Origin of the sequence: Sulfurimonas sp. (assembly GCF_028713515.1) — a bacterium.
In the GTDB taxonomy this organism is placed as follows: domain Bacteria; phylum Campylobacterota; class Campylobacteria; order Campylobacterales; family Sulfurimonadaceae; genus Sulfurimonas.
The window spans coordinates 160,358-186,434 of record NZ_JAQTOD010000002.1 but is presented as its reverse complement, the minus strand read 5'-3'; the positions used below and the strand labels follow the sequence as shown (position 1 = coordinate 186,434).

The following is a 26,077-nucleotide window of genomic DNA, read 5'->3' as shown; positions in this document are numbered from 1 at the left end:
TTGGTATTACCAATCTTTAAAGCGAACTTAAAGCAATTCTCGGCTACAATTCGCAACTTTTTACGCTATAAATATTTTAAAATTAGGAGAGCTTATGTTTGATGTATTAACGGATTCTTTTACCAATGCAATTAGAAAAATCCGTTTTCATGACGACGAAAAAGCCCTTACTAAGGCTCTTGATGAGCTAAAAAAATCCCTTTTAAAAGCAGATGTAAACCATAAAGTTGTTAGAGAACTAGTACTCAAAGTTCAAACACAAACAAAACTAAATGGAATTGGCAAAGATCAGTTTTTAGATGCGCTCAGAGCTGGACTTTATGAACTTTTAGAAATTGGTGGAAAGCGAGGCTTTATTTTTGCTCCAAATCCTCCAACTGTAGTTTTGATGACTGGACTTCAAGGTTCCGGTAAAACAACAACTACTGGAAAACTAGCAAACTACTTAAAAAATAAGCAGAAAAAAGTTTTAGTAGTTGCAGCCGATTTACAGCGTTTAGCAGCAGTTGAACAGCTTCGCCAGATTACAGCTCAAATTGGCGTAGAGCTTTATGAGGATGAGAGCACAAAAAATCCTGTAGAGGTTGTAGCTTCTGCTCTAAAAAAAGCAAGAGATGGCATATATGATGTTGTTTTGATAGATACAGCTGGTCGTTTAGCTATAGATGATGAGCTTATGAGTGAGCTTGAAAATATTAAAAGAGTTGCAACTCCAAACGAGATTTTTTATGTAGCAGACTCATTAACAGGTCAAGATGCCATCAAAACTGCAACTACATTTAAAGAAAAAATTGGGATTGACGGAGTTATCTTAAGTAAATACGACGGTGATTCAAAAGGTGGAGTGGCTCTTGGTCTCTCATCACAAGTTCAGGTTCCGCTTCGTTTTATTGGTAGCGGCGAAAAGATGGAAGATTTAGAGATTTTCTTGCCAGAGCGTGTTGTAAATCGTCTTATGGGATTTGGAGATATTGAAGGACTTGCAGAAAAAACAGCTTCCGCTATCGATGTAAAGCAGGCAAAAAAACTCACCTCTAAGATAAAAAAAGGTAGCTTTAACTTCAATGACTTTTTAGAGCAGATGGAAAGTATGAAGAAGATGGGAAGCATGAAATCGCTTCTTGGAATGATTCCAGGTATGGGAAATATGTCAAAAGCAATAAAAGATTTTGATATGGAAAATTCAAGCGAACTAAAAAATATCAAAGCCATGGTTTCATCAATGACATTGAAAGAGAGAGAAGATCCAGAACTTCTAAACAACTCTCGCAAGCAGAGAATAGCCAATGGTTGCGGTCTTGATTTGGTTGAAATTAACCGTATGATAAAGCAGTTTAAAAATGCCGGTAAAATGGCAAAAAGGTTTTCAGGTAAAAATGGTATGAAAGATCTTCAAGCCATGATGGGTCAAATGGGCGGTGCTGGAGCATTTCAAGGCAGATAAAATCAAATCTATATGCTTTTAGAAGTTTATAAATTTGCATTTAAATGCAAAATCTAATATATACAGCAAGTTGAAATATGACTTGCGCAGAGAAGGAAAAAAAATGGCAACAGTTATTCGTTTAACTAGAATGGGAAGAAAAAAACAACCTTTTTACCGTATCGCGGTAACAGATTCTCGCAAAAGAAGAGATGGTGGTTGGATAGAGTTAATTGGACATTACAATCCAATGGTAGCTGAGAAAACTTTGGTAGTTGACGCTGAGCGTTTAGATTACTGGCTAAGTGTTGGTGCTAAAATGAGTGACCGCGTTAAAAAGATAACAGGTCGTTAATATGATATCTGATTTTGTCGCACAATTTGCAAAACTTATAGTCTCATATCCTGATGATGTAAGAGTAGAAGTTAAAGAGAGCGGCGAAGTTACTGAAATTTTACTTTTTGCAAATCAAGCTGACATAGGTAAGCTTATTGGCAAAGAGGGCAAAATGATTGGTGCTATAAAAACACTTATTTCTGGTTGTAAAGCTAAGGATGGTGTTAGCTACCGTATCAATGTCGAAACAATCTAACAAACTTATTTACATCGCTACAATCGGCAAAACAGTCGGTTTAAAGGGCGATTTAAAACTCCATATACACTCTGATTTCCCCGAACAATTTATATCTGGTGCAACTTTTTCTCTAAATGAAAAAGAGAGCATAACTTTAAGTCATGTAAATGGCGACAAAACACTTATAAGAATAGAAGGTTTTGACAATCCAGAGAGTGCTAGAAAATTCACAAACAAAGATCTATATACAACAATTGAGAAAACAAGAAAAGAATGCCATTTAGAGAATGGAGAATTTTTTTGGTTTGACTTAGAAGGTTGTACTGTTGTTGAAAATGGTAAAGTTTTAGGTGTTGTTGAGAATGTTGAAAGAATAGCAATTACTAATTATCTTTTTATAAAAACTGATAAAACGCTAGTTGATAGTGGATTTACTAAAAGTTTTCTACTTCCTTATCATAAGAATTTTGTTCTGGCAACTGATGTAGAAAAGAAGATTATGACAGTTTCCGGCGCTATGGATATTTTAGAGGCTTCTTAATGAAGTTCACTTTTGTAACACTGTTTCAAAATATCGTTGAGGGCTATTTTGGAGATTCCATCTTAAAAAGAGCAATTCAAAATAACCTCCTATTTGTAGAATATATCAATCCAAGAGATTTTAGCAACTCAAAGCAGAACAAAGTAGATGATACTTCTGTCGGTGGCGGAGCCGGAATGGTTATGAACCCACAGCCGTTATTTGAAACACTTAGCAGATTAAAATCAGTTGATAAAGATGTACATATAGTTGTTCTAACTCCCGTTGCAAAACAATTTAATCAAAATGATGCAAAAAGATTAGCAAAAAAATCTCATATCGCTTTTGTGAGCGGAAGATATGAGGGCATCGACGAGAGGGTTATAGAAAATTTTGCTGATGAAGTTTTCTCTATTGGGGATTATATTTTAACTGGCGGAGAGCTGGCTTCACTTGTTATGTGTGATGCAATATCTAGAAATATAGAAGGTGTTCTTGGAAATAGTGATTCTTTGATTATAGAGAGTTTTGAATCAAATATTTTAGAAGCACCATCTTTTTCAAAGCCAGCAGAATATGAGAATAGTTTAGTCCCATCAGAATATTTAAAGGGTAATCATAGTAAAATTCGCTCACTAAAATTAGCTCTATCTGAATGTAAGACTAAGTTCTTTAGACCAGAGCAGCTTTTAAAGCACAGAAGAAGGAAATCTTATGAGAAATAAGTATATTGAAAATTTCGAAAAAGCTCAAATTGCTGGAAAAACTATTCCAGAATTTCGTGCAGGTGACACAGTTTCTTTAGCAGTAACAATTAAAGAGGGCGAAAAATCTCGTGTTCAAAATTATGAGGGTGTTTGTATTTCAAAGAGAGGTCAAGGTACGGCTCAAACGATTACAGTTCGTAAAATTGGTGCTAATAGTATTGGTATTGAGAGAATATTTCCACTTTATTCTGACTCAATTGAAGAGATAAAAGTTATTCGTCGCGGTCGTGTTCGTCGTGCGAAACTATACTATCTTCGTGATCTTGCTGGTAAAAAAGCTCGTATCAAAGAACTTAGAAGAAAATAATCTTCTAAGTTATAGCCATATTTTTATGGCTTTTCTCAAAATCATAAAGACTCCCCTTAAAAATTAATCAACTAAATTCTACAAATTAAAGCCAAAATATTTCTCTATTTTAGGAAATCACAGTTGAGCAACAAGCAAACAGACGAAACTCTTATAGGTCAGATTGATAAAATTCTCTTTGAAGAGAATGGATTTTTTATAGCTGTACTAAAGAGTGGTGATAAAATCAGCGGAACTTACTTTGAGAGCAGTGTTTCTCATTTGATGGATTCAGCCATAACGCTAAAAGGGCGTTGGGAAGAGCATAAAAAGTATGGCAAATCGTTTAAGTTTGAACATATAAAAGTAAATCAAAATCAACTTTTTTTCTTCCTCAACCGCATTGTAAAAGGGTTTACAAAAAAACTAACAACTGATCTTATTGAGCATTTTGGCAATGAAAAGTTAGTTGAAATACTCGACAATGATATAGAAAAACTTTTAGAGTTTAAAGGTATCAAAGAGAAAAAGCTTAAACAGATTCAGTCATCATGGAAAAAGTTTCGCTCTATGAGAAATATAGGGGAGTTTCTAGCTCCTTATGATGTCTCTGCCGCGCTTTTAACGACCATTGCAACCGCCATGAGAGATGTTGAAGATCCCTGTGCTAAGATAAAAAACAATCCATATATTTTAACCTCAATTAAGCAGATTGGTTTTAAAAGGGCTGACGAATTGGCTCTAAAGATGGGAGTTAAAAAAGAGGATGAAAACCGCATAGCTTCTGCTATGGATTTTGTTCTACTTAGTTATTGCGAGCAACAGGGAAACTCTTGTGTTAAAAAGAGTGTGCTTTTTCATGAGCTTGACGAGCTTTTAACTTTTAGTGATAAAACGCATATTTATGAGTCTATTTTAATTGAAATGGTTGCCAACCAAAGCATCGTTTTGATGAAAAACGACAGAGTTTCTCCAGCAAGACTCTATAATGCTGAGAAATTTTTATATGATGATTTTAAAACAAGAGCAAAGAGAGACAGTGGCGGATTTGTAGAGAATCTGGATGAGTTCTTAAAGACAAACAAACTTCTTCTTGGTGATGAGCAAAAAGAGGCGGTTGTTGCAATTAACAATGGCACTTCAATACTTTTTTTGGTTGGATACGCAGGAACTGGAAAAAGCACAACCTCAAAGAGCATCCTAACACTTTTAAGTACAAAATATGATGACAAAGAGATAATAGCGTGCGCACTAAGTGGCATCGCATCTCAAAGGATTGCGGATACAACGGGTTTTGAGAGTGCTACTATCCAGTCACTTTTGGTTAAGTTTGAAGATAGAGATAAGTTCCCATACGCCGTTGTTTTGATTGATGAAGCTTCGATGATTAACTCAACTCTCTTTGCAAAATTGGCGGTAAAAATAGACAAAAATGCCATACTTATAATAGTTGGTGACGATGCACAACTCCCTCCAATTGGTGCCGGAAATGTACTTAGCGATGTTTTAACTCTAGATCTTTGTCCAACTGTAAAGCTCACAAAAATTTACAGGCAAAGTGAAGATAAGGCGATAACTCTGATTGCAAATGACATACGAATAGCGCAAGTGCCAGAGTATAGAAAAGCTTATGAGGATTTTGAGTTTATTGATGTAAATATAGAAAATTATCACTATTTGAAAAACCAGCTCTCGAATGATGAGCTTAGAGATTTAAGGGAAGCTAACTCTGAAGCAATTGTTGCAGAAATGCTCCATAAAGTCTTAGAACATATAGAAAAAGCGAGATATAGGCTGAAAAACAGAGAGATAAAAGAGTATTTAAACTACTTTCAAGTCATTACGCCTATGAAAAATGGTACACTCGGTTCAAACAATCTAAACACAATACTGCAAGAGTACTTCAATCCAAACCCAAAAAAGTTTGTAAAAAATGGTGACTCGGAGTTTAGGCTGATGGATAAAGTTGTTCATACAAAAAATGAAAACATGAACTCATGGAGTGCGGAGGGCTACAAAAATGGCGAAGATTCGGCACAAAGACGCATATTTAACGGGATGAGCGGACTTCTGTTTAAGATAGATGAAGATGATGAACAAGCGTTCGTCTTTTATCCAAATGAAGATGTCGTTGTTGTTTATGAGTTTGAGGAGCTAAAATCACATCTGATGCTCTCGTACGCGCTAACCATCCATAAAGTCCAAGGCATGGAGTACGATATAGTTGTGATGCCGATGAGTTTTACGCACTTCATTATGCACAATACAAAACTAATCTACACCGCAATCACAAGGGCTAAGCATAAGTGCATCGTAATTGGCGAGAGTGGTGCTTTTGAGAGCGGATGTAAAAAGTTTGAAATAACAAGACGAGATACTGTTTTGTTGGAGTTATAAAAAGCAATCTCTTATATTCAAAAATCTATAATATTCTTGCAAAACTAAAAAACACTCTCATTAAGGTTTCGCTTAGCTGCAGAATTGTTTGCTTAATTCTTTTAGTTTTACAAAAGCTTAAATAGTTTTCTAAAAATATTTTCATAAAAGAGGTACTTTATGTTAGATGCTATAGTGCTAAGAGTTGCAAAAAGTGCGATAATGGGTGAGTTTGATGACTCTTATAATTTTGATAGTGATAGCGTTTTAAAAGATTATCCATTTCTAAGCGAGAATGGCGCTGCTTTTGTGACGCTGAAATACGATAATAGTCTGCGTGGATGTATAGGCTCTGTTGTCGCGCATAGAAGACTGTTTGATGATATCATTTATAACGCGCTCTCTGCGGCATTTAGTGATCCTAGATTTAGACCTTTAAGCGCAGATGAACTCTCGCATATTGGACTCGAAGTCTCTGTTTTGAGTAATCCTGAAGTTTTAGAGTATGATAATTTTTATGATTTAGTCAAAAAAGTAACACCGAAAGTTGATGGACTGATACTAAAACATGGTGTGCATCAAGGAACTTTTTTGCCTCAAGTTTGGGAACAACTCCCGACTCCTGAGCTGTTTTTAGAGCACCTAAGTTTAAAAGCTGGCGCAAATCCATCTATTTATGCAGAGCATCCAACCATCTATAGATACCGTGTTAATGCCATAGAGAAAAATTTTGATGAGATACTTTCTCTGTAGTTTTACAACTTAAGGAGTACGAACATGAAGCGAAAAACAAGTGTGGCTGGTAGTTTTTATCCGGAAGAGAGTGCAGAGCTACTGAGATATTTTGAGCATTTTAGTGCGTCGTATGATGAAGATAGCACTTTAGTAAAAATCAAAAGTAGGGTTGTTATAGCTCCTCATGCTGGTTATATTTACTCAGGATATACGGCAAATGTGGCGTATAGAGTTTTGCAAAAAAGTGGTGTTAAAAAATTTGTTGTTATCGGACCATCGCACAGAGTTGCATTTCTTGGCATTTCGTTGTGTGATTTTGACTCTTATGAGACTCCATTTGGAGATATTAAAGCGGACAAAAATATGGCGCAAAAGCTTCAAGATAGATTTTCTCTTGGCTGTGTAAGTGGCGCACATTTTGAACATAGCACGGAAGTTCAGTTTCCGTTTATAAAACATTACATCGCGGATGTGCAGATTGTTGAACTCGTTTACTCTCGTATGGACGCCAGTGAACTCTCTAAAATTATAGAGTTTATCTTAGAACAAGAAGATTTTGGAGTCATCATAAGTACGGATTTAAGTCATTTTTACACTCTTGAAGATGCCAACAAACTTGATAATATCTGCTTGTCAGCCATAGAACAGTTGGATATAAAAATGCTCCATAACGGCTGTGAAGCTTGCGGAGAAATCGGTATTGAGGCAGTTTTACTGAGTGCAAAAAAACTAAAAATGAAATCACATATTCTTGATTATAGAACTAGCGCTGATGCAAGTGGCGATGAGAAGAGAGTTGTTGGATATGTGAGTGCCTGTTTTTATGAGTAAATTAAATATATTTGAGTTGATTCCAGCGACTTTACAAGATGAGTTATTTGAAGAACTCGCCTCTAAAGGCGGAGTAAAAATCGAGAGAATTGTCTCTTTTGGGCACACTACGCCAGAATCTCAATGGTATGACCAAAACAGCGATGAGTGGGTGATTTTACTCAAAGGTGAAGCCGTTATTTCATTTCAAGATGAGAGCGATATTAGGTTAATGGCGGGAGATTATTTAAATATTTTGGCACATAAAAAACATAGAGTTTCATGGACGAAGCCAGATACACAGACTATTTGGCTCGCGGTACATTATTAGAGTAAAATACGAAAAAAACAGATAAGGCAACAGATGGTTAAAGTTAGCGCAATTCAGATGAGCATGAGTGAAAACAAAGATGAGAATATAAACAAAGCTGAGAGATTAGTAAGAGAAGCATCGAAAAATGGCGCTCAAATAGTGCTTTTACCTGAGCTTTTTGAAGGGTTATATTTTTGTAAAGATATGGATGAGAAATATTTTTCATGGGCGGCTCCACGAGATGGAAATAGGCTTATAGAGAGATTTTCAACTTTAGCAAAGGAGCTAAAAATTGTTTTGCTTATCAGTTATTTTGAGAAGAGTGAAGAGGGTTATTTTAACTCTTTAGTTGTCGCAGATACTGATGGCTCGGTTATGGATAACTATCGCAAAACTCACATTCCAGACGGTCCTGGATATGAGGAAAAGTTCTACTTTAAGCCTGGAGATAGCGGTTTTAAAGTTTACGATACTGCTTATGCTAAAATTGGTGTTGGCATCTGTTGGGATCAGTGGTTTTGTGAAACTGCGAGGGCTTTGACACTCATGGGAGCGGAAATTATTTTTTATCCTACTGCGATTGGAAGTGAGCCAGAGATTCATCTTGACTCTAAAGAGCATTGGCAGAGGGTTCAGATGGGTCATGCGGCTACAAATACTGTTCCAGTTGTGGTTGCAAATAGATACGGCGAGGAAAAAGGCGCTTCTTGTAGTCTTAATTTTTATGGTTCATCTTTTATAACGGATTATGCGGGTGCAAAAATTGCAGAAGCATCAAGAGATAAAGAAGAGATTATTTATGCGGACATCAATATACAAGAGAACCAAAAACAGAGGCATTATTGGGGACTTATAAGAGATAGACGCCCAGATGCTTATGGGGTTATCTGTAAATAACCAACTGGAACTAATCTTGCTTTAAATTAAAAAAAACTCAAGGTTAGAGATATATGAAAATTGTATTACGAAACAATCTCATTGTTATAACTACGGACTTTTATGCTTTAAATACGATCTGGATGAAGAGCTTTTTAAACCATCACTCAAGAGGTATGCTATTTTTGCCAAGGGCGGTACTTGTTTTTAGAAATGAGACGCTTCAGGGTGCAAGAGAAGAGTTTATAAACCAACTGAGCCAATACCACGCAGCCCAGCATGACTTCTCTCATGAGTTCTTTTTGCGCTCAATGCTTAAATTTGGAAATCAACCTATAAGGATTGAACTAAACAGACTTGAAGAGCCAGAGATTGTTAAAGTAAATCTTTATGCGTACGATAAAGATACAGTTCTAATCACCCTAAACTCCCCTAATTCTTGGGTTATCAACTACCTTCGCTCGCAACTCAATCTATATATTGAAAGAGGAACTGACATCTCTTTGGTCGTTGATGTCTCAGACTTTAACTCAAAGGCCAGACTAGAAAGAGCTTTAGATAAACGGCATATTCTGCACTATCAAATCCAATATAGTTATGATAATCATTTTATGAGTAAACTCTATAGCGAATTTACTAAATATAGTTTTAAAGATTACTTTGAAGAGGACGAAGAGGATAAAAAAAACTCTTTTTATGCGCTTCTTGAGTGCCCAATAGGGGCTAGTCAAGATGCGATAAAGAAGAGTTATAAAAAGCTAGTTAAAGTTTATCATCCAGATAAAATTATTCATGAAGAGCCATATATGATAAAACACTACACACAAAAATTCCAGCTTTTACAAGAGGCATACGAAGCGCTTAGAGTAGTTAGTTAAAAAACTGATCTTCTATAAGTTCTTCCTCTTTTATATTTTTTAAAAGAGCTATAAAATCCTTTGCATCATAGAGTGCAAGCTCGCTTCCTTGATTTTGCGCCAGCTCCTTGGAGAAACCACTTCTTGAAAAAAGAATGATTTGCGTTGGCTTGATGCCTAGTTGTTCGCATTTTTGAAGTAGTTTCAGCCACTCTACTTTGGTTACTTGATGGTTTCGCCACTTGCACTCTGCAACATATATCTTCTCATCAGCAGTTATCGTGAGTATATCTATCTCGATATTTGCATCCCAATAACTACCGCTACTAAGGATTTGTGAATCCCTTAGGTGGTAGTTTAGTAAAATCTCTGAGAGCTCTTCAAAAATTAGACTCGCATAACTGTACTGTTGCAGTTTAAATTCTCTTAAAAAATTATCATATTTACCAACCGCTATCTCTTTTGTGTGAGGATAGATAAAATAGAACCAAAATCTTACAAATGGGATACAAAAGAGAACTTTATGTGAGATCCTATGTCTTGCAACCTCTCTTTTTAGTTTGCCATGTGGGTTTAGGCTTCTAGCAGGCTCTTCTCTTGAGTACTCAATCTGTAAAATCCCTTTTTCTTGCAGATAGTTAAGGGCACTTCCACCATTTGCGTTATTAAGTCCAGCTCTGTTGAAAGCGGAAAATATCTCTCTGTTTCCAACTGCAAAAGCTCTAAGCAACGCTCTGTTCTCTCTCTTTTTTAGTATTATCTCATCTATCTTTATACTAAGAGAGTCAAAGTTATGTAAAATATGCTCTTTTATCAGTTGCTCAATCGGTTCACTAGTGTTAATCGTCCAATCCAAACCACCAAATACAGAAAAATATTCAATGAGATTTTCCATATCGTCGATAGGATTTTTAAAGTAAAATGAGCGAAATTGCTTAAGAAGAGTTTGCTTTAACATAATTATATTCTACCATTATTTATTACAATTCACTCCCCCACTTTAACATGTCGATGCCATACTTTTCTCTAACTTTTTGAGACTCTTTAGTTAGCCTGTGCATTTTTTGATCATCTTCAAAACCAATAAGGGAGAGCTCTTTTCTTGACTCTCTTGTAAAACTTGAGCAGTTTATACTTATGCGAATAACATGAAGGCGTTTATGTATATCAGCGTCGCTGAAGAGCTTTAGACATAATGAGTCAAATTTTTTCTCTGTAAAAACTTCGCAAAGAGAGATGTTTTTATGTGATTTTTGGCACATCTCATAATTTAAGGAGAGACTAAAAATAGTTGGGATTACTTTGAGCCTCAAAATAGCATAATTAAGATGACGAGCGAGCACATGGACTCTTCTTCTAAGTTCAGTTCGTTCAAACAGTGGGTCGAATGTTCTTGATATGCCTATGGATTTTCGTATATGTTTGGTTGAGATTTCATCATCGCTCTGTCCCTTAACTCTAAGATAAAGCTCTTTTGCATAAGGTCCCCACGACTCCAGAGTTCCTCTTCTTCTGCTGAGTTCCCCAAGTGTATGGATTTGCGCGCTATGGAGTTTCTCTTTCATGCTTTTGCCAATTCCTGCAAATGCTCCAACTGGAATCTTCTCTATAAAACCTTTCAGATCATTTTCAAAAATAACCTTGCATCCATAAGGTTTTGCGTGGGTTGTAGCGAGTTTTGCTATGTAGCGGGTTTTTGAGGCACCTATGGAAACTGGGAGTTTAGTAACACTCTTTATCTCATCCCTTAGCGCAGCTATAAAACTAGGCACATCAGAGTCCTCAACCCAACCGCTCAAATCCCCATAGAACTCATCAATACTAGCTTGTTCAACTAGCGGAATTTTAGTTTGTAAAAACTCGTGGAGCTCATGTGAGAGTTGTTGGTAAAGCGACATATTTGGCGCTTTTATAATGAGATGAGGGCAGAGAGTTAGCGCTTCTCTTATGCTCATAGCTGTTTTTACGCCATACTTTCTGGCTTCATAACTAGAAGTTGTAAGTATGCCTCGCACTCGCCCATCAGCGTCTTTAAAAGCGTCTATATCGTCTCTCTCTTCATAAGCCTTATAAAAAGTAGGCACAAAAGAGCCAGAGTTCTCAAAATTTACACTCTGATTTTTTGATTCACTATCAAATATCTTCGTATCACTCCGCCCACCAATAGCCACAGCCTTGCCCTCAAGAGAAGGCTCTTTTATGCGAGTAGCACTAACGAAAAAGCAATCTATATCTATATGTATTTTCATAAAGTGATTGTAGATAAAATTTAAAAAAACTCTAAAAAGTATGACAAATTGTCAAGAATATAATTGCTATAATTCGGCTATGAAATATATTTTATTAATCTTTGCTCTTCTCTTTACTTCATGTAGCACCAAAAACTACGAGATTACTAAGACAAAAATCATCACTATAAAATCACCTAAGATTAAATTTTCTGATGTTGGATATGTGCGAAGTAGCAAAAACAAGATAGAACTTGAACTTTTTATTGCTGGTAAGAGTATTCAGACTTTTACGCTAAATCATGTGATTTGCACAAATAGCGGATGTATGAGTAAGGGTGCATTTAACGAAGAGTATCTAAACAAAAACTACCCATTAGATATTTTGCAAAATATAATCTTATCTCAGCCTATTTATGGTGGAAAAAATATCCAGAAAAAAGATGGTGGATTTGAGCAAGTTATAGCTGAGAGTGGCGTTGAGATAACATACAGGGTGGACTTAAATGGAGTCTATTTTAAAGACAAAAAGAACAGTATAATTTTTCAAATAAAGGATCTGAATGAGCGCTAAATTTGTTGGAGCACACACAAGTGCGAGTGGTGGAGTTTTTAATGCCATAGCAAACGCGGAGGCAATCGGTGCAAAAGCGTTTGCATTTTTTACTAAAAACCAGAGACAGTGGAGCGCCAAAGAACTTGATAGTGAGACTATTGATAAGTTTAAAGAGATGCTGTTGCATAGTGGTATATTGTCAAAGCATATACTCCCTCATGATTCGTACCTTATAAATCTAGGGCATCCTGAGAGTGAGGGAAGGGAAAAATCTATGGAAGCTTTTTTAGATGAGGTTCAAAGATGTTCTCTTTTGGGGCTTGATAGACTTAACTTTCACCCAGGAAGCCATCTTAAAAAAATCAGTGTAGATGAGTGTTTGGCTAAAATCGCCGATGCCATGAACACTACGCTTGATAAAACAAGTGGAGTTAGCTTAGTTATTGAAAACACCGCAGGACAGGGCAGTAACCTTGGCTTTAAGTTTGAGCATCTAGCACAAATCATAGATAAGATAGAGGACAAAAGCCGTGTTGGAGTCTGCATCGACACTTGCCACATGTTTAGCGCTGGTTACGATATAAGAACAAGAGAAACATACGACGCAACTTGGAGTGAGTTTGATAAAATTGTTGGGTTTAAGTACCTTATGGGGATGCATATAAATGATTCAAAAGCAAAATTTGAGTCTCATGTGGATAGACACAACTCATTAGGCAAAGGTGAAATAGGCCTTGATGCATTTAAATTTATCATGAATGATGATAGAATGAATGACATTCCGCTTATACTAGAGACGATTGATGAGACAATTTGGAAAGATGAGATAGAGTTACTTTATTCGTTTGAGAAATAAAAAAGAGAGATATAGTTTTGGAAATATTAATAAATTTTTTAGAGGCAAAAGATGTAGAGAAATCTACTATTTTTGCTCAGTTGAAATGTAGCAAATCAGAGGCATTATTGCTTCAAGCTTTGGTTAAGAGATATATGAGTGGTGATGATGATGTACTGATTTTTGAGCTTTTAAAAGAGCTTTATGGGGATAAAAATTATGCTTTTGTTAAGCATCTTCAAGAGTTTAAGATTCTTTTAGAGCTTGGTTGGATTCATCAGCAGAGTTTTAATCCTATCAAGATTTCGGAAGTAACACCGCTCGAGCTTTTAAACAGTTCTGTTGCGCTTTCCCCATCTCTTTTAAAGATTTTGCAAGACGGTTCTTCAGAGAGTGAACTTCAGGATATTAAGCCATATTCTGACCATTTAGAGTATCTTCAAGATCAGTTTCTTCGTATTGATTTATATCAAAAAATGAGTGCGATTCGTCAAAATGTTCATGAACATTCTTTAGGAATTGATAGGATGCAGCAAAAACTTCAACTCCTTGAAAAGAGGATAGAAGAGCGCGTGGCACAAACGACTGGAAAGCTTGTTTTGGATAAATTTTTCAAGCAAAAAAAGATGAGCACAAAAGAGCAGGTTATATTTTTGGCACTTCTTCGCGAGGAGTATAGCGCCACAGATGCCTCTCTTCGCGATATGAACTCGCTTATAGAGCTAATTTCGCTTGATGAGTATGAGCGAATCAAAAATCGTTCACTTTTAGAGGATGGCTCAAATCTTATAAATGATGGGATAATTGATTATGAAGAGATGCTAAACCCTTTTGGTGGCATTTCAAGAGCTTTTTATATAGTTGATGAGGTTCTTCACAGCATAATCCATCCGCAAAAAAATAAAAAAGTTCGTCGTATAAAATTAAATACACTTATCCAAGAGCAGGATATTTTTGAGCTTGTGGAGCCTGAAACTTCACTCACAGATGTTGTTTTGGCAAAAGAGACACAAGAGACGCTGGGTAACCTTATGAAACAGCTTGATAAAGAGGTTATTAACCGACTTGCTCACTGGGGCATCAAGGATAAAAAAAGCGGTATTGACGCGAGAATTATCTTTTATGGTGCCGCTGGAACTGGTAAAACTATGACGGCGTATTCGCTTGCAAAATCTCTAAAAAGAGAAGTTCTGGCGTTTGACTGTTCAAAGATTTTGTCGATGTATGTCGGCGAGAGTGAGAAAAATGTTCGTAAAATATTTGATACTTTTAGCGATTTGTGTGAGAAAACAAAGTCAGAACCTATACTTTTGCTAAATGAAGCGGACCAATTTTTAGGCGCTCGCTCAAGCGGTGTTACCTCTGGAGCCGATCAGATGCACAACCAGATGCAAAATATTTTCTTAGAACAGATTGAGAAGTTTAAAGGCGTTTTGATAGCTACGACAAACTTGCTTGAAAACATAGATAAAGCTTTTTCACGCCGTTTTAATTACAAGATAGAGTTTAAAAAACCAAATCAAGAGCAGAGGCTCTCACTTTGGAAAAAGATGCTTCCAGTTAATGCGCCGTTTGAAGAGAATTTTAGTGTTGATGAGCTAGCAACTTACGCCCTAACTGGCGGACAGATAAATTTGGTTATAAAAAACACAGCATATAGGGTGGCAGTTAGAAAAAATCCTCTTTTTACTTTGGATGATTTTAAATTAGAGATACAAAAAGAGAAAGATGCCTCTTTTGACAGTGAAAAATCAATGGGATTTTTGAATAAATAAGGATAGAAAATGAAATATTTTTTAACAGTTACAATTGCACTACTGTTTTTAAACACATTTGCAACGGCAAGTGAAGAGGTGTCTACACCAGATGTGTCGCCTTTTAACACAAGACTAGCAGCTGCTGAGGATATACAAGTTATACAAAAAAGTGGCGGTATTGTCTATGATGTAAGAGACAATTATAGTGATTACTATTTTGGAGGACATATTCCTGGAGCACAATTTTTGCCTTTTACTGAGCGTTCAAGACCTAGTATAGATTATCACATAGAAGATGATAGTTTTGACTGGTCTGCTCTTCCGAAAGATAAAAACACTCCGATTGTTTTTTACTGCGAAGGAGAAAATTGTTGGAAATCATATAAAGCTTCCGAAGTAGCGGCACAGATAGGATATGTGAGTGTTTATTGGTTTCAAGATGGACAGTCTGGATGGATTAAAAAAGGATTCCCAATAGAAGGACACAGTTGTATGTACGAAGCAACAGCGAAACTCTTTAGTAGCACGAACAATCCAACGACATGGCTTTTAGAACCAGAACAACTTAGGGTTTGGATAGAAAAGGGTGAAAAAATTAAAATTATAGATTTAAGAGTAGCTGCTAATTTTCAAAAAGGGCATATAAGAGGAGCCGTTTTTATTCCTATGACTCAGCTATTTTCACGAGATAAAATCCAGTTAATGCCAAAGTTAACAGATGGAGCAACTATTGTTTTGGTTAGTGAAAATGGTCAATTTGCTATGGCGGGCGCCATGGGAGTTGCAAATTTAGGATACAAAGTTAGAGTTTTAAATGGTGGGATGGGAGCGTGGAACCAAAAAGAGGGTAAAACCTTAATAGAACCTGCCATTCTTCAAAATAAAGAGCAAAAAAAAGCTGGTTGGGTTGAGAAGATATTTAAATCAAAACCTAAAAAATAATTTTGTCGGCACGGTATTTGTAAACATTAGGCATTTGCTCATGGTTGGTTGTTTCAAGTAGACACACAAGGGTAACCTAATCTAAAAAATATGTAGTGATTTGTAACAGCATAGCACTTGAAATAGAGACTTTTTATAATTTTAAAGCTCTTTTTGCTATACTCCGCCCAACTGTTTTTTCTAAAATTATGTAAAGATTTAAGAAGAACAATAACTGATGTTGTGCACTTTTTCGTTTTAGCGCATAACAAACAATAATATAAAGGTGGGTTATATGGAACATATAGTGACTTCAAATCCGTATTTCGGTGTATTTGTACTTTTCCTTCTAACATTTGGAGCATTTACGATAACGACAATCATCGCTCGTTTAGCAAGTCGCGCTTTAGCAGCTAAAGATAGCGAAAAGATAAAACTATCAGTTTATGAGTGTGGACCAGAGGTTACGAAACAACCAAACAGAATCTCTCCACAGTTTTACCTATTTGCACTACTTTTCTTGCTATTTGACGTAGAGATTGTTTTTATGTTTCCATGGGCTGTTGATTTTAAATTGCTTGGATGGTTTGGTTTTGCTGAGATGTTGATGTTTATACTTTTATTGACTATCGGATTTGTTTACGCATGGAAAAAAGGAGCACTTGAATGGCACAACATAAAGTAAATTATACGCAAAATGGCGGCTTGCCTGTTGCACTTACAAGTATTGATAAAATTGTAAACTGGGGTCGTTCAAACTCAATCTGGGCTCTGACTTATGGTCTTGCTTGTTGTGGTATTGAGATGATGGCATCTGGTGCTTCTCGTTATGACTTTGACCGTTTTGGAACAATCTTTAGAGCATCTCCTCGTCAGGCTGATGTTATGATTGTAGCCGGAACACTTACAAAAAAACACGCAGAGTTCATAAAAAGACTTTATGATCAAATGACTGAGCCAAAATGGGTTATCTCTATGGGTTCATGTGCTAACACTGGCGGTATGTTTAACACTTATGCAACTGTTCAAGGTGTTGATAGAATCATTCCAGTTGACTTGTATCTCCCCGGTTGTGCACCTCGTCCTGAGACACTTCAGTATGGTGTTATGTTGTTACAAAAGAAAATCCGTGCGAATCACGCTTCAAGAGCACAAAAAGCAAAAAGGCTAATGTAATATGAGAGCTTATAAACCAAAAGATAATGTACAAGCAAAAGCTTACTATACAGACAGATTTTTCGTATCTCCACAAGTTGCAAAATTTTCACCAGAGAGTGATGAAGTTTTTGCACAAGATTTAGAGGCCATAAAATCTAAATTTGAAGTTCTTGACGCTTATATTCAAGTTGGACAGATGGTTGTTTACATCAAGCCAGAGGACAATTTCAGGGTTCTAAAACTTATGAAAAAAGAGCTGACTTATACGCAGCTTACTGAGATGAGTGCGATTGACTGGATTGCACAAAGAGGCGGATTTGAGGTTTTTTACCAGATGCTTAGTATGGATAAAAGAAAACGAATCCGTATAAAGATGTTTATTAAAAAAGGTGAAGCTGTTAACTCTGTTGAGAAACTTTTCCGCTCTGCTGACTGGTCAGAGAGAGAGATGTTTGATATGTTCGGTATTGAAGCTAACGGACACCCGTTTATGAAAAGAATCCTTATGCCATACGATTGGCAAGGTCATCCGCTTCTAAAAACTTATCCATTGCAAGGCGATGAGTTTGCTGCATGGTATGAAGTTGATAAGATTTACGGCAAAGAGGCAAGAGATGCTATTGGACCTGAACTCCGTGATCCAGCTAAAGTTGACAGATATGACAGCGAGAGATTTGCAAGACTTGGACATGAAGTGCCAAAAGGAACAAAAATAACTGGCAATGAGCCAAAAGTTGTTCAAAACTATCAAGAAGATGGTGGCGTATTTATGATTAAAAAATTCGATAAAAAAGATTCGGTCGTTATTGACGATCCTCAAAGATAGGTAATAATATGCAAGTAAAAAATAGATTAAACCCATTTTTTGAAAATATTTCGTTTGACAGAGTTGATAATGAGATGATTCTAAACTTTGGTCCTCAACACCCATCAGCTCATGGACAACTTCGTTTGATGCTGCATCTTCAGCAAGAGATGATTGTTAAAGCTCATCCAGATATAGGTTACCTTCACCGCGGTATGGAGAAGATGGCTGAAAATATGATTTACAATGAGTTTATGCCGACAACTGACCGTATGGATTACATCGCTTCATCTTCAAACAACTACGGATTTGCACTTGCAGTTGAGAGACTTATAGGGCTTGAAGTTCCTCGTCGTGCAAAAGTTATTCGTATGATGCTCTTAGAGATTAACCGTGTTATGTCTCACCTTTTTTGGTTGGCAACAACAGCTCTTGATATCGGTGCTATGACTGTATTTTTATTCGCATTCCGCGAAAGAGAGTATTTGATGGATATTATTGAGGGGTATTGTGGTGCTAGACTTACGCACTCTGCTATTCGTATCGGTGGTGTACCATTAGATATTCAAGACTCATTTATCTCACAACTAAGAACATTCTTAGATAAGCTTCCTGCAAATATTAAAGACTATGAAGATTTGTTAGATACAAACAGAATCTGGCTTATGAGGATGGAAGAGGTTGGAACTATCTCAAAAGAGATGGCAATCTCATGGGGTTGTACAGGACCGATGCTTAGAGCAAGTGGAGTTGCGTGGGATCTTCGTAAAGAGGAGCCTTATGAGCTTTATGATGAAGTAGAGTTTAGAGTGCCGTTTTCAGACAAAGGCGATAATTTCGCAAGATATCGCATCTACATGGAAGAGATGAGAGAGTCTGCTAAAATACTTTATCAAACAATTGAGATGTATGAGAAGTGTGTTAGAGATGGACAAACTGAGCTTATGGCTCATTCACCAAAATATATCTCAGCTTCAAAGTTAGACATCATGACACAAAACTACTCTTTGATGCAACACTTTGTTCTTGTAACACAAGGTATGAGACCTCCAGTTGGAGAGGTTTATGTGGCAACTGAATCACCAAAAGGTGAACTTGGTTTTTACATCAACTCACAAGGCGGACCATATCCGTATAGACTAAAACTTCGTGCACCATCTTTTTGGCACACAGGAATTTTAACTGACCTTTTACCAGGACACTATATTCCGGATGTTGTTTCTATTATTGGAACTACAAATATCGTATTTGGAGAGGTTGACCGTTAATGAAAAGATATGACTTAAGACATCTCAAAGATAACTTTGAGCCGAGAATGAAAGAGATTTTATCTGCTCATAAAGCAGGAGAAGTTGCAATATTTTTGTTTGAAATCGGAGATTTCTCGCCGATTCAAAGATCAGCTGATTTGGTAAAAGAGTGCGGCTATGAGTTAATGAACTCTTTAAAGTTTAACGAAGTCGACTGGACTATCGTAACTAAAAAATAGGTAGGGTAGTAAATTGAGTAAAGTATATTTTTCTACTTGGAATGGCGAGTTTATCAACAACATCAACAAGCCTGAAGATGAGTGGGAAAAATCAGCTTATAATTTGCCAGCGCAATATGATGAGCACCGCGAATCCAAGGCTTTTATAGGTTGGGACGGAGTTTCCCTATTTGATAAAGATGTAGATGTTATTCGTTTGGCTATGGAGTATGCTGCACAGTATCAAGTCTATTCTGAAGCATGTGGAAGATGCGCACCTGGTAGATGGGGCGGCAGAATTTTATATGATCAGTTAGATAAAATCGCTCGTGGTGAAGGCAGTAGAGCTGATCTTGATCATCTAAGAGAGATTGGCAAAAGTATGCAGATCACTTCAAAATGTGAGATTGGGAAAACTGTTCCAAATCCCATAATTGATTTGATGACTCACTTCGAGCATATCTTTTTAGAGTGTATTGATGAGCAAAAACCATCGATTCACTATAGTGAGTCTATTGCTTACATAGCTAAGATAACGGCACCTTGTACGGATGCTTGTCCATCACATGTTGATATTCCTGCATATATAGAGGGAGTAAGAGACCTTAGGATGGATGACTCTTTGATGGCTACTCGTCAAACTATGCCTCTGGCTCATGTTTGTGGTCGTGTTTGTCCACACCCATGTGAAGATGCTTGTAGACGAAGTAATCTTGACGAGCCAGTATCCATTATGGCGCTTAAGCGATTGGGTGCAGATTGGGAGACTGATCACGGGTATGATTTCTTCCATCCAATGGAGAAAAAACCTGATAATGGCAAGAGAGTTGCGGTTATTGGTGCTGGTCCTGCAGGACTTACGACGGCTTATTATTTAGCTGCTGAGGGTATTGCTGTGGATGTTTTTGAAGAACTTCCAGTGCTTGGCGGTGAGGTTGCCGTTGGTGTTCCTGAGTACCGTATGCCGATTGACAAATACAACAAAGACATTGAGTGTGTTAGAGATATGGGCGTGAACTTTATAACTAACTCAAAAATCAATGCCGATGATATGAGAAGATTTGAGCAAGAGTACGACTCTGTTATGGTTGCAACTGGGACTAGAATATCTAAAAAAGTCTATTGTGACAATGAGAAGATGGACATGAAGGGTTACTGGGGGGCAATAGACTTCCTTGATAAGGTAAACCTCTATGAGAAGTATGGTCATAAAATATCAAAAGAGGATCAAGAGAGAAATCTTTTAACTACTGACTTTGTTGATTTGACTGGCAAGGTGGTTGTTTGTGTTGGTGGCGGATTTACCTCTATGGATGTGGTTCGTTGTGCAATTAGGGCAAATGCAAAAAAAGTTTATATGATTTATCGTAGAGATGAGAAAACAATTATCGGCAACACAACTTATGAAGAGTATCACGAAGCCGTAGAAGAGGGAGTTGAGTTTCTTTTCCACTCCGCAGTTGCTGAGATGAGAGACGAAGATAATGTTTTAAAATCACTCCTGATAGATAAATTTGAACTAGTTCCAGATCCAAATGGTGGTCGCGCGCAACTTCTTAAAGTTGAGGGCGAATCTTATGTAATCGAAGCAGATTATATAGTTCCAGCTGTTTCTCAATCAGCTGATTTGAAACTTTTACCTCCTGAATGGGAGATAGAGATGACATCATGGGCGACAATTAAGACAAACGGTAGAGACTACATGACATCAAGAAAGGGTATTTTTGCTTCAGGGGATTGTGAGTATGGTCCTATGACAATTGTTAATGCAGTTGGTCAGGCAAAACGCGCCGCTTCAGTTATGAGTAGATATCTTCAAACTGGAGAGATTACTCTAACTGATGATGAGATTATGGAAGATCACCTGAAAAAACTTCGTGTTTATGACAAAAAAGAGAAAGTTACAGGCTGGCTTAAAGGTGTTCCAAGACAACACAGTGAAGTGCTTGACATTGAGTATAGAAAACAAAATAACGAAGAGGTTAATCTAGGATTTACTCAAGAAGAAGCTATGAGTGAAGCTGAACGATGTATGCGTTGTTACTATATCGCAATGGTTCAGGCTTAGGAGATGAGTGATATGAAAAATTTAGTAAATTTTAAAATAAACGGCATCTCTGTTGTTGCACAAAAAGGCGAGACAATCCTAAGTGTTGCTCGAAAAAATGAGATATATATCCCGACTATGTGTTATATCTCTAAAACCTCGCCATGCGCATCTTGTCGTATGTGCGTTGTTGAAGCTAGCGGGATGGATGGATTTGTGCTTAGTTGTAATACTCCACCAGTTGAGGGCGTGGAGATAACAACAGATAGTGCCGCACTAAATCATGAGAGAGTAAATATCATGAAACTCTATGATGTAAATCATCCATTAGAGTGTGGTGTTTGCGATAAATCTGGGGATTGTGACCTTCAAAACAAGACTTTAGAGTTTGGGTTATCTGCTCAAAGTTTCTCAGCAAAAGATCAACTCCGACCCATCAAGCATTGGGGACTTATAGATTATGAACCGTCACTCTGCATTATGTGTGAAAAGTGTGTTCATGTCTGTAATGAAGTTATCGGTGATGATGCTATTGAGGTAAAATTCGGCGGTTATAGCTCAACAATTATTCCAAAAAACTCCGAGATGCTAGATTGTACTTTTTGTGGAGAGTGTATCGCGGTTTGCCCAGTTGGCGCACTTACAAGCAGTGGTTTTAGATATAGAGCAAATGCCTGGGAGCTAGAGAAAATCCCATCAACATGTGCTCACTGTTCTGCTGGTTGCCCGCTAGAGTATGAAACAAGACACGCTTCAATAAACGAAAATGAGAAAATATATAGAGTTAAAAACAACTTTGAATTTAGTTCACTTTGTGGTGCTGGTAGATTCGGATTTGATTTTGATACTAGTGCAAAAAAAGAAGCATCTTCGTTTGAATTAGCTATAAAAGCGATTGAAAGCGCAAAAGCTATAAGATTTTCATCAATTATTACAAATGAAGAGGCGCATATTTTAGAGCTTTTAAAAGATAAGCTTGGGCTAAAACTCTTCAATGAAGATGCAAGAAAATTTGCAGAGTTTATGAGGGCATACAGCTCTGTAAGTGGAAAACTTCATCACAGCGGTTCGTTGGATGCTATCAAAAAATCTGATGCAGTCATAGTGATTGGAAGCAGAATAGCAACTGACAATCCAGGTGTTAGATACGCTCTAACAACTGCTTCAAAACATAGCGGTGCAAAGATAGTTTATGCGCATCCACTAGAAGATATTTTGATGCAAAATGTTATAACTCAGATGATGAAGTATGAAGTTGGAACAGAAGAGGGCGTTATGGCGCTTTTAACGCACTCCATACTTATCGGCGCTGATTTGGATGAGAGCGAGAGAGCTATCATCGATGAGTTGGATTTAGGTTATCTTTGTGCTGAGACAAATATTGGCGAAGAGGAGTTTTCGCTTATGATAAAATCTTTCTCAAGAGCTACTAAAAAAACTCTTATTATTGGTAATGACTTGATAGCACATGCTCGCTCACAAAACATCGCAAAATTCGCAGCTCTTATTGAAAAGTATAGTGATTTCTGTGTGGTTGTAGTTCCTAGAGAGGTAAATACTCTGGGCGTTTCACTTATCAACTCTCTTGACGCAGATGAAAACATATCTGGTGTTGTTGGCTATGGCGCAAATGGAGATTTTAAAATATCATCTTTGGCTGATGCCAATTTAGTTGTACCTGCATTTAACCAACAAGAGGGAACGGTTGTGAGTATTGACAACAGAGTTCTGCCTATAAATGTTGCTCTTGGTTTTGATGGATATACGCTAAATGACATCGCAAAAGCTTTTGGGATTGATAGAGAAAATACCATAGATTATACAAAATTGCTCAACAAAAAAAGTGGGTTTAAAGAGATAGAATTTGATAATTTAGAGAACTTCTTATCACCGTTTGGTGAGGATAATCGCGGATATATTCTCGATGAAGTAGAGTGTTTGATGGATGGAGAGTTGGATGAGCTTGATGATATGCCAGAGTTTAACGGCACTATTATTTATCATGCAGACCCAGTTCTTCAGTTTAACAGCTACACAAACATCACAACACAACTGCCAAAAGATAGCTATTTGCGAGGATCTGAGCAGTTTAGTGTTGCAGCTAGGATTGCAGATGGCGACTTGGTTGAGATAAAAACAGATTCATCAACAATTAGAAGAGTGTTTAAATTAGACGGTGAATTAAAAGGAACTGTTGCACTTAGTCCGACATATGACCTAAATAGTGATTTTAGCGGATATAGATTTGAAAAATCAAAAATAGCGAGAGTAATAAATGAGTAAAATTACTATAAATATTGACGGAAGAGATGTTGAGACACAAGAGGGCGAATATATACTTAACGCCGCTCGTGCTAATGATATCTTTATTCCTGCTATCTGTTATTTAACGAGATGTAGTCCTACGCTAGCTTGTAGACTGTGCCTTGTTGAGGCAGATGGAAAGCAGGTTTATGCTTGTAATGCAAAAAGCAAAGAGGGCATGAGTGTTGTAACAGTAACTGAGGGTATCACTAAAGAGCGTCGTGCGATTATGGAAGTTTACGATGTGAATCATCCATTGGAGTGTGGCGTTTGTGATCAATCAGGTGAGTGTGAACTACAAAACTATACTTTAGAGATGGGTGTTGATGCGCAAAGTTACGCGGTAAAAGATGTAAACAGAAAAGATGTAGATTGGGGACATATCCATTACAATCCAGGTCTTTGTATAGTTTGTGAGAGATGTGTAACTACATGTAAAGATATGATAGGCGATAACGCTCTAAAAACAGTTCCTCGCGGAGCCGATGCACTTGAAGCTGAGTATAAAGATAGCATGCCAAAAGATGCTTATGCGATGTGGAATAAGCTAAATAAATCTCTTATTGGACTAACAAGTGGCGAAGAGATGCTTGATTGTACAAGTTGTGGCGAGTGTGCTGCAGTTTGTCCTGTTGGCGCGCTTGTTGATACTCACTTTATCTACAAGTCAAACGCATGGGAGTTAAAACAAATTCCTGCTACTTGCGGACACTGTTCTGCTGGATGCCAGATAACTTATGATGTTAAACACACAGGTATTGATAATACAGAGAAAAAAATCTATCGTGTTATGAATGAGTGGAACTATGTTGCACTTTGTGGCGCAGGAAGATACGGCTTTGATTATCAAAATATGGTTGAAGCTAAAGATGAAGTTGTATTTAAAAAAGCTATTGAAGCATTTAAAAAAGCCGATACCATAGCGTTTACATCTACTATAACAAATGAAGAGGCATACCTTTTACAGCAATTAAAAGAGAAGTTTGGCTATAAGCTTATAAATAGTGAAGCAAAATCATTTCAAATATTCTTAGACGAATATAGTAAAATTAGTGGGACTATGCTTTATGGTTATGATTTAGAAGCAACACACAACGCAAACTTTGTTATCTCTGTTGGAACAGCACTAAAAAGCGATAATCCAAATGCAAGATACGCACTAAACAACTCTATGACAGTAAACAAAGGTGCAGGTATATATTTTCATCCAGTAAAAGATCCAGTAATCGAGGGGCTTGGGAAAAGTATTATGAGCGTTTATCATGCACCACTTCAAGAGGAAGCTATACTCTATCTGATTTTAGACCTCTTTGGAGATAAAACAAAGCTACCATCCGAGATTGTTGAGTATTTAGCATCATTTCATGGAGAAAAAACTATAACTGTTGAAGAGATTATCAAAGAAGAGATTATCGAGATTGTTAAAGTTAAAAAAGTCAATGAAGAGACAGGTGAAGAGGAAGAGATAGAGCAAGAGAAGAAGACAATGGTTCCTAAAAAGATTTCAAAAGAGGTTGTAGTTGATGACAATAGACTCTTAAAAATCGTTGGAGCTGGAGAGAAGTTTATGGAAGAGTTAGAAAAAAATCTAGCTAAAAAAGATACTTTTGCTCTAATCGCTGGAGCAGATTTATATACTCATCCAAACTCTAAAAACCTTGCTCGTCTTTTGGCATTGATTGAAAAATATAGCGCTTTTGAGCTAGTTATGATACCAAATCTTACAAATACGCTTGGTGTTTCGCTTATTTGTGAACTTGACGATGATAGAGGAACATACACAATAGGCTATAACACAAAAGGTAACTTTACTCTATCTGCTTTGGGAGATGGTGATTTGGATATGCCAGCTATAAATCAGCAAGAGGGAACGCTCACAAGCATAAATAAAAGAGTAAATCCTACAAATGCGGCAGTTGGCTATAAGGGTTATGAGCTTAATGATATTGCAAATGAGCTTGGTATAATAAGTGAGCTTGTGATTGATTATACTTCAAAATTGCCTACCAAAAAAGGGTTTAAAGCTAAAAATTTTGATGATTTACCAAATCACTATGACAATGACGGCACTGAACATCGTGGATACTTACTTGAAAATATGGCAGTATCAGCGCAGAGCGATGAGAGCGTTGCGAAATTTAACGATGAGATTTTAGAGGGAACTCTGATTTATCTTGCAAACCCTGTAAGACAATTTAGTGATTTTACAAACAAGGCTACAAATCTTGATGAGGTGGCAGGTCTGTATATGAGCGAAGAGTTTTTAAGCAGATCTGAATTTAACGAGGGGGATAGCGTGAGAGTTAAAAACCAAAATGGTGAGATTATTGTAAATATCGTAAGTGACAATAAAATTAGCGGCGATATCGCACTTCTGCCGACATTTGATTCTAAAATAAATTCAGAGGCGCTGTTTAGCTCATACCGCTTTGCAACAGCTTCAATAGAAAGGGTGTAATA

Annotated in this window: 26 protein-coding genes; 24 read left to right on the top strand and 2 right to left on the bottom strand. The window is 36.9% G+C overall.

Annotated features, from left to right (window positions below; all coding sequences use genetic code 11):
- Window positions 1-94 precede the first annotated feature (94 nt).
- The 12 genes from ffh (at window position 95) to PHV22_RS05025 (ending at window position 9,559) form a co-directional block, all read left to right on the top strand.
- The gene (ffh, locus tag PHV22_RS05080) at window positions 95-1,444 is read left to right on the top strand and encodes a signal recognition particle protein (protein ID WP_295022010.1); all 1,350 of its coding nucleotides are present in this window, start codon (window positions 95-97) and stop codon (window positions 1,442-1,444) included.
- A 103-nt stretch (window positions 1,445-1,547) separates the two neighbouring features.
- A complete protein-coding gene (gene rpsP, locus PHV22_RS05075) occupies window positions 1,548-1,778 on the top strand; it encodes a 30S ribosomal protein S16 (RefSeq protein ID WP_295022011.1) in 231 nt (76 codons plus the stop codon).
- Window position 1,779: 1 nt separating this feature from the next.
- Window positions 1,780-2,016: a KH domain-containing protein gene (locus PHV22_RS05070; RefSeq protein WP_295022013.1), complete on the top strand. Its 237-nt coding sequence runs from the start codon at window positions 1,780-1,782 to the stop codon at window positions 2,014-2,016.
- On the top strand, window positions 2,000-2,539 hold the full coding sequence (gene rimM, locus PHV22_RS05065; protein ID WP_295022014.1) for a ribosome maturation factor RimM: 540 nt from the start codon (window positions 2,000-2,002) through the stop codon (window positions 2,537-2,539). Before PHV22_RS05070 ends, rimM begins: the two co-directional genes overlap by 17 nt.
- Entirely contained in the window at window positions 2,539-3,243 is a 705-nt protein-coding gene (trmD, locus tag PHV22_RS05060; protein ID WP_295022016.1) for a tRNA (guanosine(37)-N1)-methyltransferase TrmD, read from the top strand. The genes rimM and trmD overlap by 1 nt, the downstream gene beginning before the upstream one ends.
- Window positions 3,233-3,592: a 50S ribosomal protein L19 gene (gene rplS, locus PHV22_RS05055; RefSeq protein ID WP_295022018.1), complete on the top strand. Its 360-nt coding sequence runs from the start codon at window positions 3,233-3,235 to the stop codon at window positions 3,590-3,592. Before trmD ends, rplS begins: the two co-directional genes overlap by 11 nt.
- A 123-nt stretch (window positions 3,593-3,715) precedes the next feature.
- Window positions 3,716-5,968, top strand: a complete 2,253-nt coding sequence (locus PHV22_RS05050) for an AAA family ATPase (RefSeq protein WP_295022019.1) — start codon at window positions 3,716-3,718, stop codon at window positions 5,966-5,968.
- A gap of 159 nt (window positions 5,969-6,127) precedes the next feature.
- A complete protein-coding gene (gene amrA, locus PHV22_RS05045) occupies window positions 6,128-6,700 on the top strand; it encodes an AmmeMemoRadiSam system protein A (RefSeq protein WP_295022021.1) in 573 nt (190 codons plus the stop codon).
- A gap of 24 nt (window positions 6,701-6,724) precedes the next feature.
- Window positions 6,725-7,513 (top strand): AmmeMemoRadiSam system protein B, encoded by a 789-nt coding sequence (amrB, locus tag PHV22_RS05040; protein WP_295022023.1) that lies wholly within the window; start codon window positions 6,725-6,727, stop codon window positions 7,511-7,513.
- A complete protein-coding gene (locus PHV22_RS05035; protein ID WP_295022024.1) occupies window positions 7,506-7,823 on the top strand; it encodes a cupin domain-containing protein in 318 nt (105 codons plus the stop codon). Before amrB ends, PHV22_RS05035 begins: the two co-directional genes overlap by 8 nt.
- Window positions 7,824-7,856: 33 nt before the next feature.
- Entirely contained in the window at window positions 7,857-8,702 is an 846-nt protein-coding gene (aguB, locus tag PHV22_RS05030) for an N-carbamoylputrescine amidase (protein ID WP_295022026.1), read from the top strand.
- Between the two features lie 53 nt (window positions 8,703-8,755).
- Complete coding sequence (locus tag PHV22_RS05025; RefSeq protein WP_295022028.1) at window positions 8,756-9,559, top strand: J domain-containing protein; 804 nt, start codon at window positions 8,756-8,758, stop codon at window positions 9,557-9,559.
- Here the strand turns inward: PHV22_RS05025 and PHV22_RS05020 are convergent.
- Window positions 9,552-10,496, bottom strand: coding sequence for a DUF234 domain-containing protein (locus tag PHV22_RS05020; protein ID WP_295022029.1), 945 nt, complete (start codon window positions 10,494-10,496; stop codon window positions 9,552-9,554). The two genes, PHV22_RS05025 and PHV22_RS05020, sit on opposite strands and share 8 nt — an antisense overlap.
- A gap of 22 nt (window positions 10,497-10,518) precedes the next feature.
- Window positions 10,519-11,787 carry a DNA polymerase IV gene (locus tag PHV22_RS05015; RefSeq protein ID WP_295022031.1) on the bottom strand — a complete coding sequence of 423 codons (1,269 nt, stop codon included), beginning with the start codon at window positions 11,785-11,787 and terminating at the stop codon, window positions 10,519-10,521.
- Window positions 11,788-11,866: 79 nt separating this feature from the next.
- Between PHV22_RS05015 and PHV22_RS05010 the strand changes: the two genes are divergently transcribed.
- From PHV22_RS05010 to PHV22_RS04955, 12 genes are all read left to right on the top strand, one after another.
- Window positions 11,867-12,340 carry a hypothetical protein gene (locus PHV22_RS05010; RefSeq protein WP_295022033.1) on the top strand — a complete coding sequence of 158 codons (474 nt, stop codon included), beginning with the start codon at window positions 11,867-11,869 and terminating at the stop codon, window positions 12,338-12,340.
- On the top strand, window positions 12,330-13,178 hold the full coding sequence (gene nfo / locus PHV22_RS05005; protein WP_295022035.1) for a deoxyribonuclease IV: 849 nt from the start codon (window positions 12,330-12,332) through the stop codon (window positions 13,176-13,178). The genes PHV22_RS05010 and nfo overlap by 11 nt, the downstream gene beginning before the upstream one ends.
- Before the next feature lie 17 nt (window positions 13,179-13,195).
- Window positions 13,196-14,932: an ATP-binding protein gene (locus PHV22_RS05000; RefSeq protein WP_295022037.1), complete on the top strand. Its 1,737-nt coding sequence runs from the start codon at window positions 13,196-13,198 to the stop codon at window positions 14,930-14,932.
- Window positions 14,933-14,941: 9 nt separating this feature from the next.
- Window positions 14,942-15,856, top strand: a complete 915-nt coding sequence (locus PHV22_RS04995) for a rhodanese-like domain-containing protein (protein WP_295022039.1) — start codon at window positions 14,942-14,944, stop codon at window positions 15,854-15,856.
- Window positions 15,857-16,130: 274 nt separating this feature from the next.
- Complete coding sequence (locus tag PHV22_RS04990) at window positions 16,131-16,520, top strand: NAD(P)H-quinone oxidoreductase subunit 3 (RefSeq protein WP_295022040.1); 390 nt, start codon at window positions 16,131-16,133, stop codon at window positions 16,518-16,520.
- Complete coding sequence (locus PHV22_RS04985) at window positions 16,502-17,011, top strand: NADH-quinone oxidoreductase subunit B family protein (RefSeq protein WP_295022042.1); 510 nt, start codon at window positions 16,502-16,504, stop codon at window positions 17,009-17,011. The genes PHV22_RS04990 and PHV22_RS04985 overlap by 19 nt, the downstream gene beginning before the upstream one ends.
- Before the next feature lies 1 nt (window position 17,012).
- A complete protein-coding gene (locus PHV22_RS04980; RefSeq protein ID WP_295022043.1) occupies window positions 17,013-17,819 on the top strand; it encodes an NADH-quinone oxidoreductase subunit C in 807 nt (268 codons plus the stop codon).
- A gap of 8 nt (window positions 17,820-17,827) precedes the next feature.
- Window positions 17,828-19,066: an NADH dehydrogenase (quinone) subunit D gene (nuoD, locus tag PHV22_RS04975; RefSeq protein WP_295022045.1), complete on the top strand. Its 1,239-nt coding sequence runs from the start codon at window positions 17,828-17,830 to the stop codon at window positions 19,064-19,066.
- Window positions 19,066-19,287, top strand: a complete 222-nt coding sequence (locus PHV22_RS04970) for an NADH-ubiquinone oxidoreductase subunit E family protein (RefSeq protein ID WP_295022047.1) — start codon at window positions 19,066-19,068, stop codon at window positions 19,285-19,287. The genes nuoD and PHV22_RS04970 overlap by 1 nt, the downstream gene beginning before the upstream one ends.
- A 13-nt stretch (window positions 19,288-19,300) precedes the next feature.
- Window positions 19,301-21,334 (top strand): FAD-dependent oxidoreductase, encoded by a 2,034-nt coding sequence (locus tag PHV22_RS04965; protein ID WP_299946154.1) that lies wholly within the window; start codon window positions 19,301-19,303, stop codon window positions 21,332-21,334.
- A 12-nt stretch (window positions 21,335-21,346) separates the two neighbouring features.
- Window positions 21,347-23,596 (top strand): NADH-quinone oxidoreductase subunit G, encoded by a 2,250-nt coding sequence (locus tag PHV22_RS04960; protein WP_295022051.1) that lies wholly within the window; start codon window positions 21,347-21,349, stop codon window positions 23,594-23,596.
- On the top strand, window positions 23,589-26,075 hold the full coding sequence (locus tag PHV22_RS04955; RefSeq protein ID WP_299946151.1) for an NADH-quinone oxidoreductase subunit G: 2,487 nt from the start codon (window positions 23,589-23,591) through the stop codon (window positions 26,073-26,075). Before PHV22_RS04960 ends, PHV22_RS04955 begins: the two co-directional genes overlap by 8 nt.
- Window positions 26,076-26,077 lie beyond the last annotated feature (2 nt).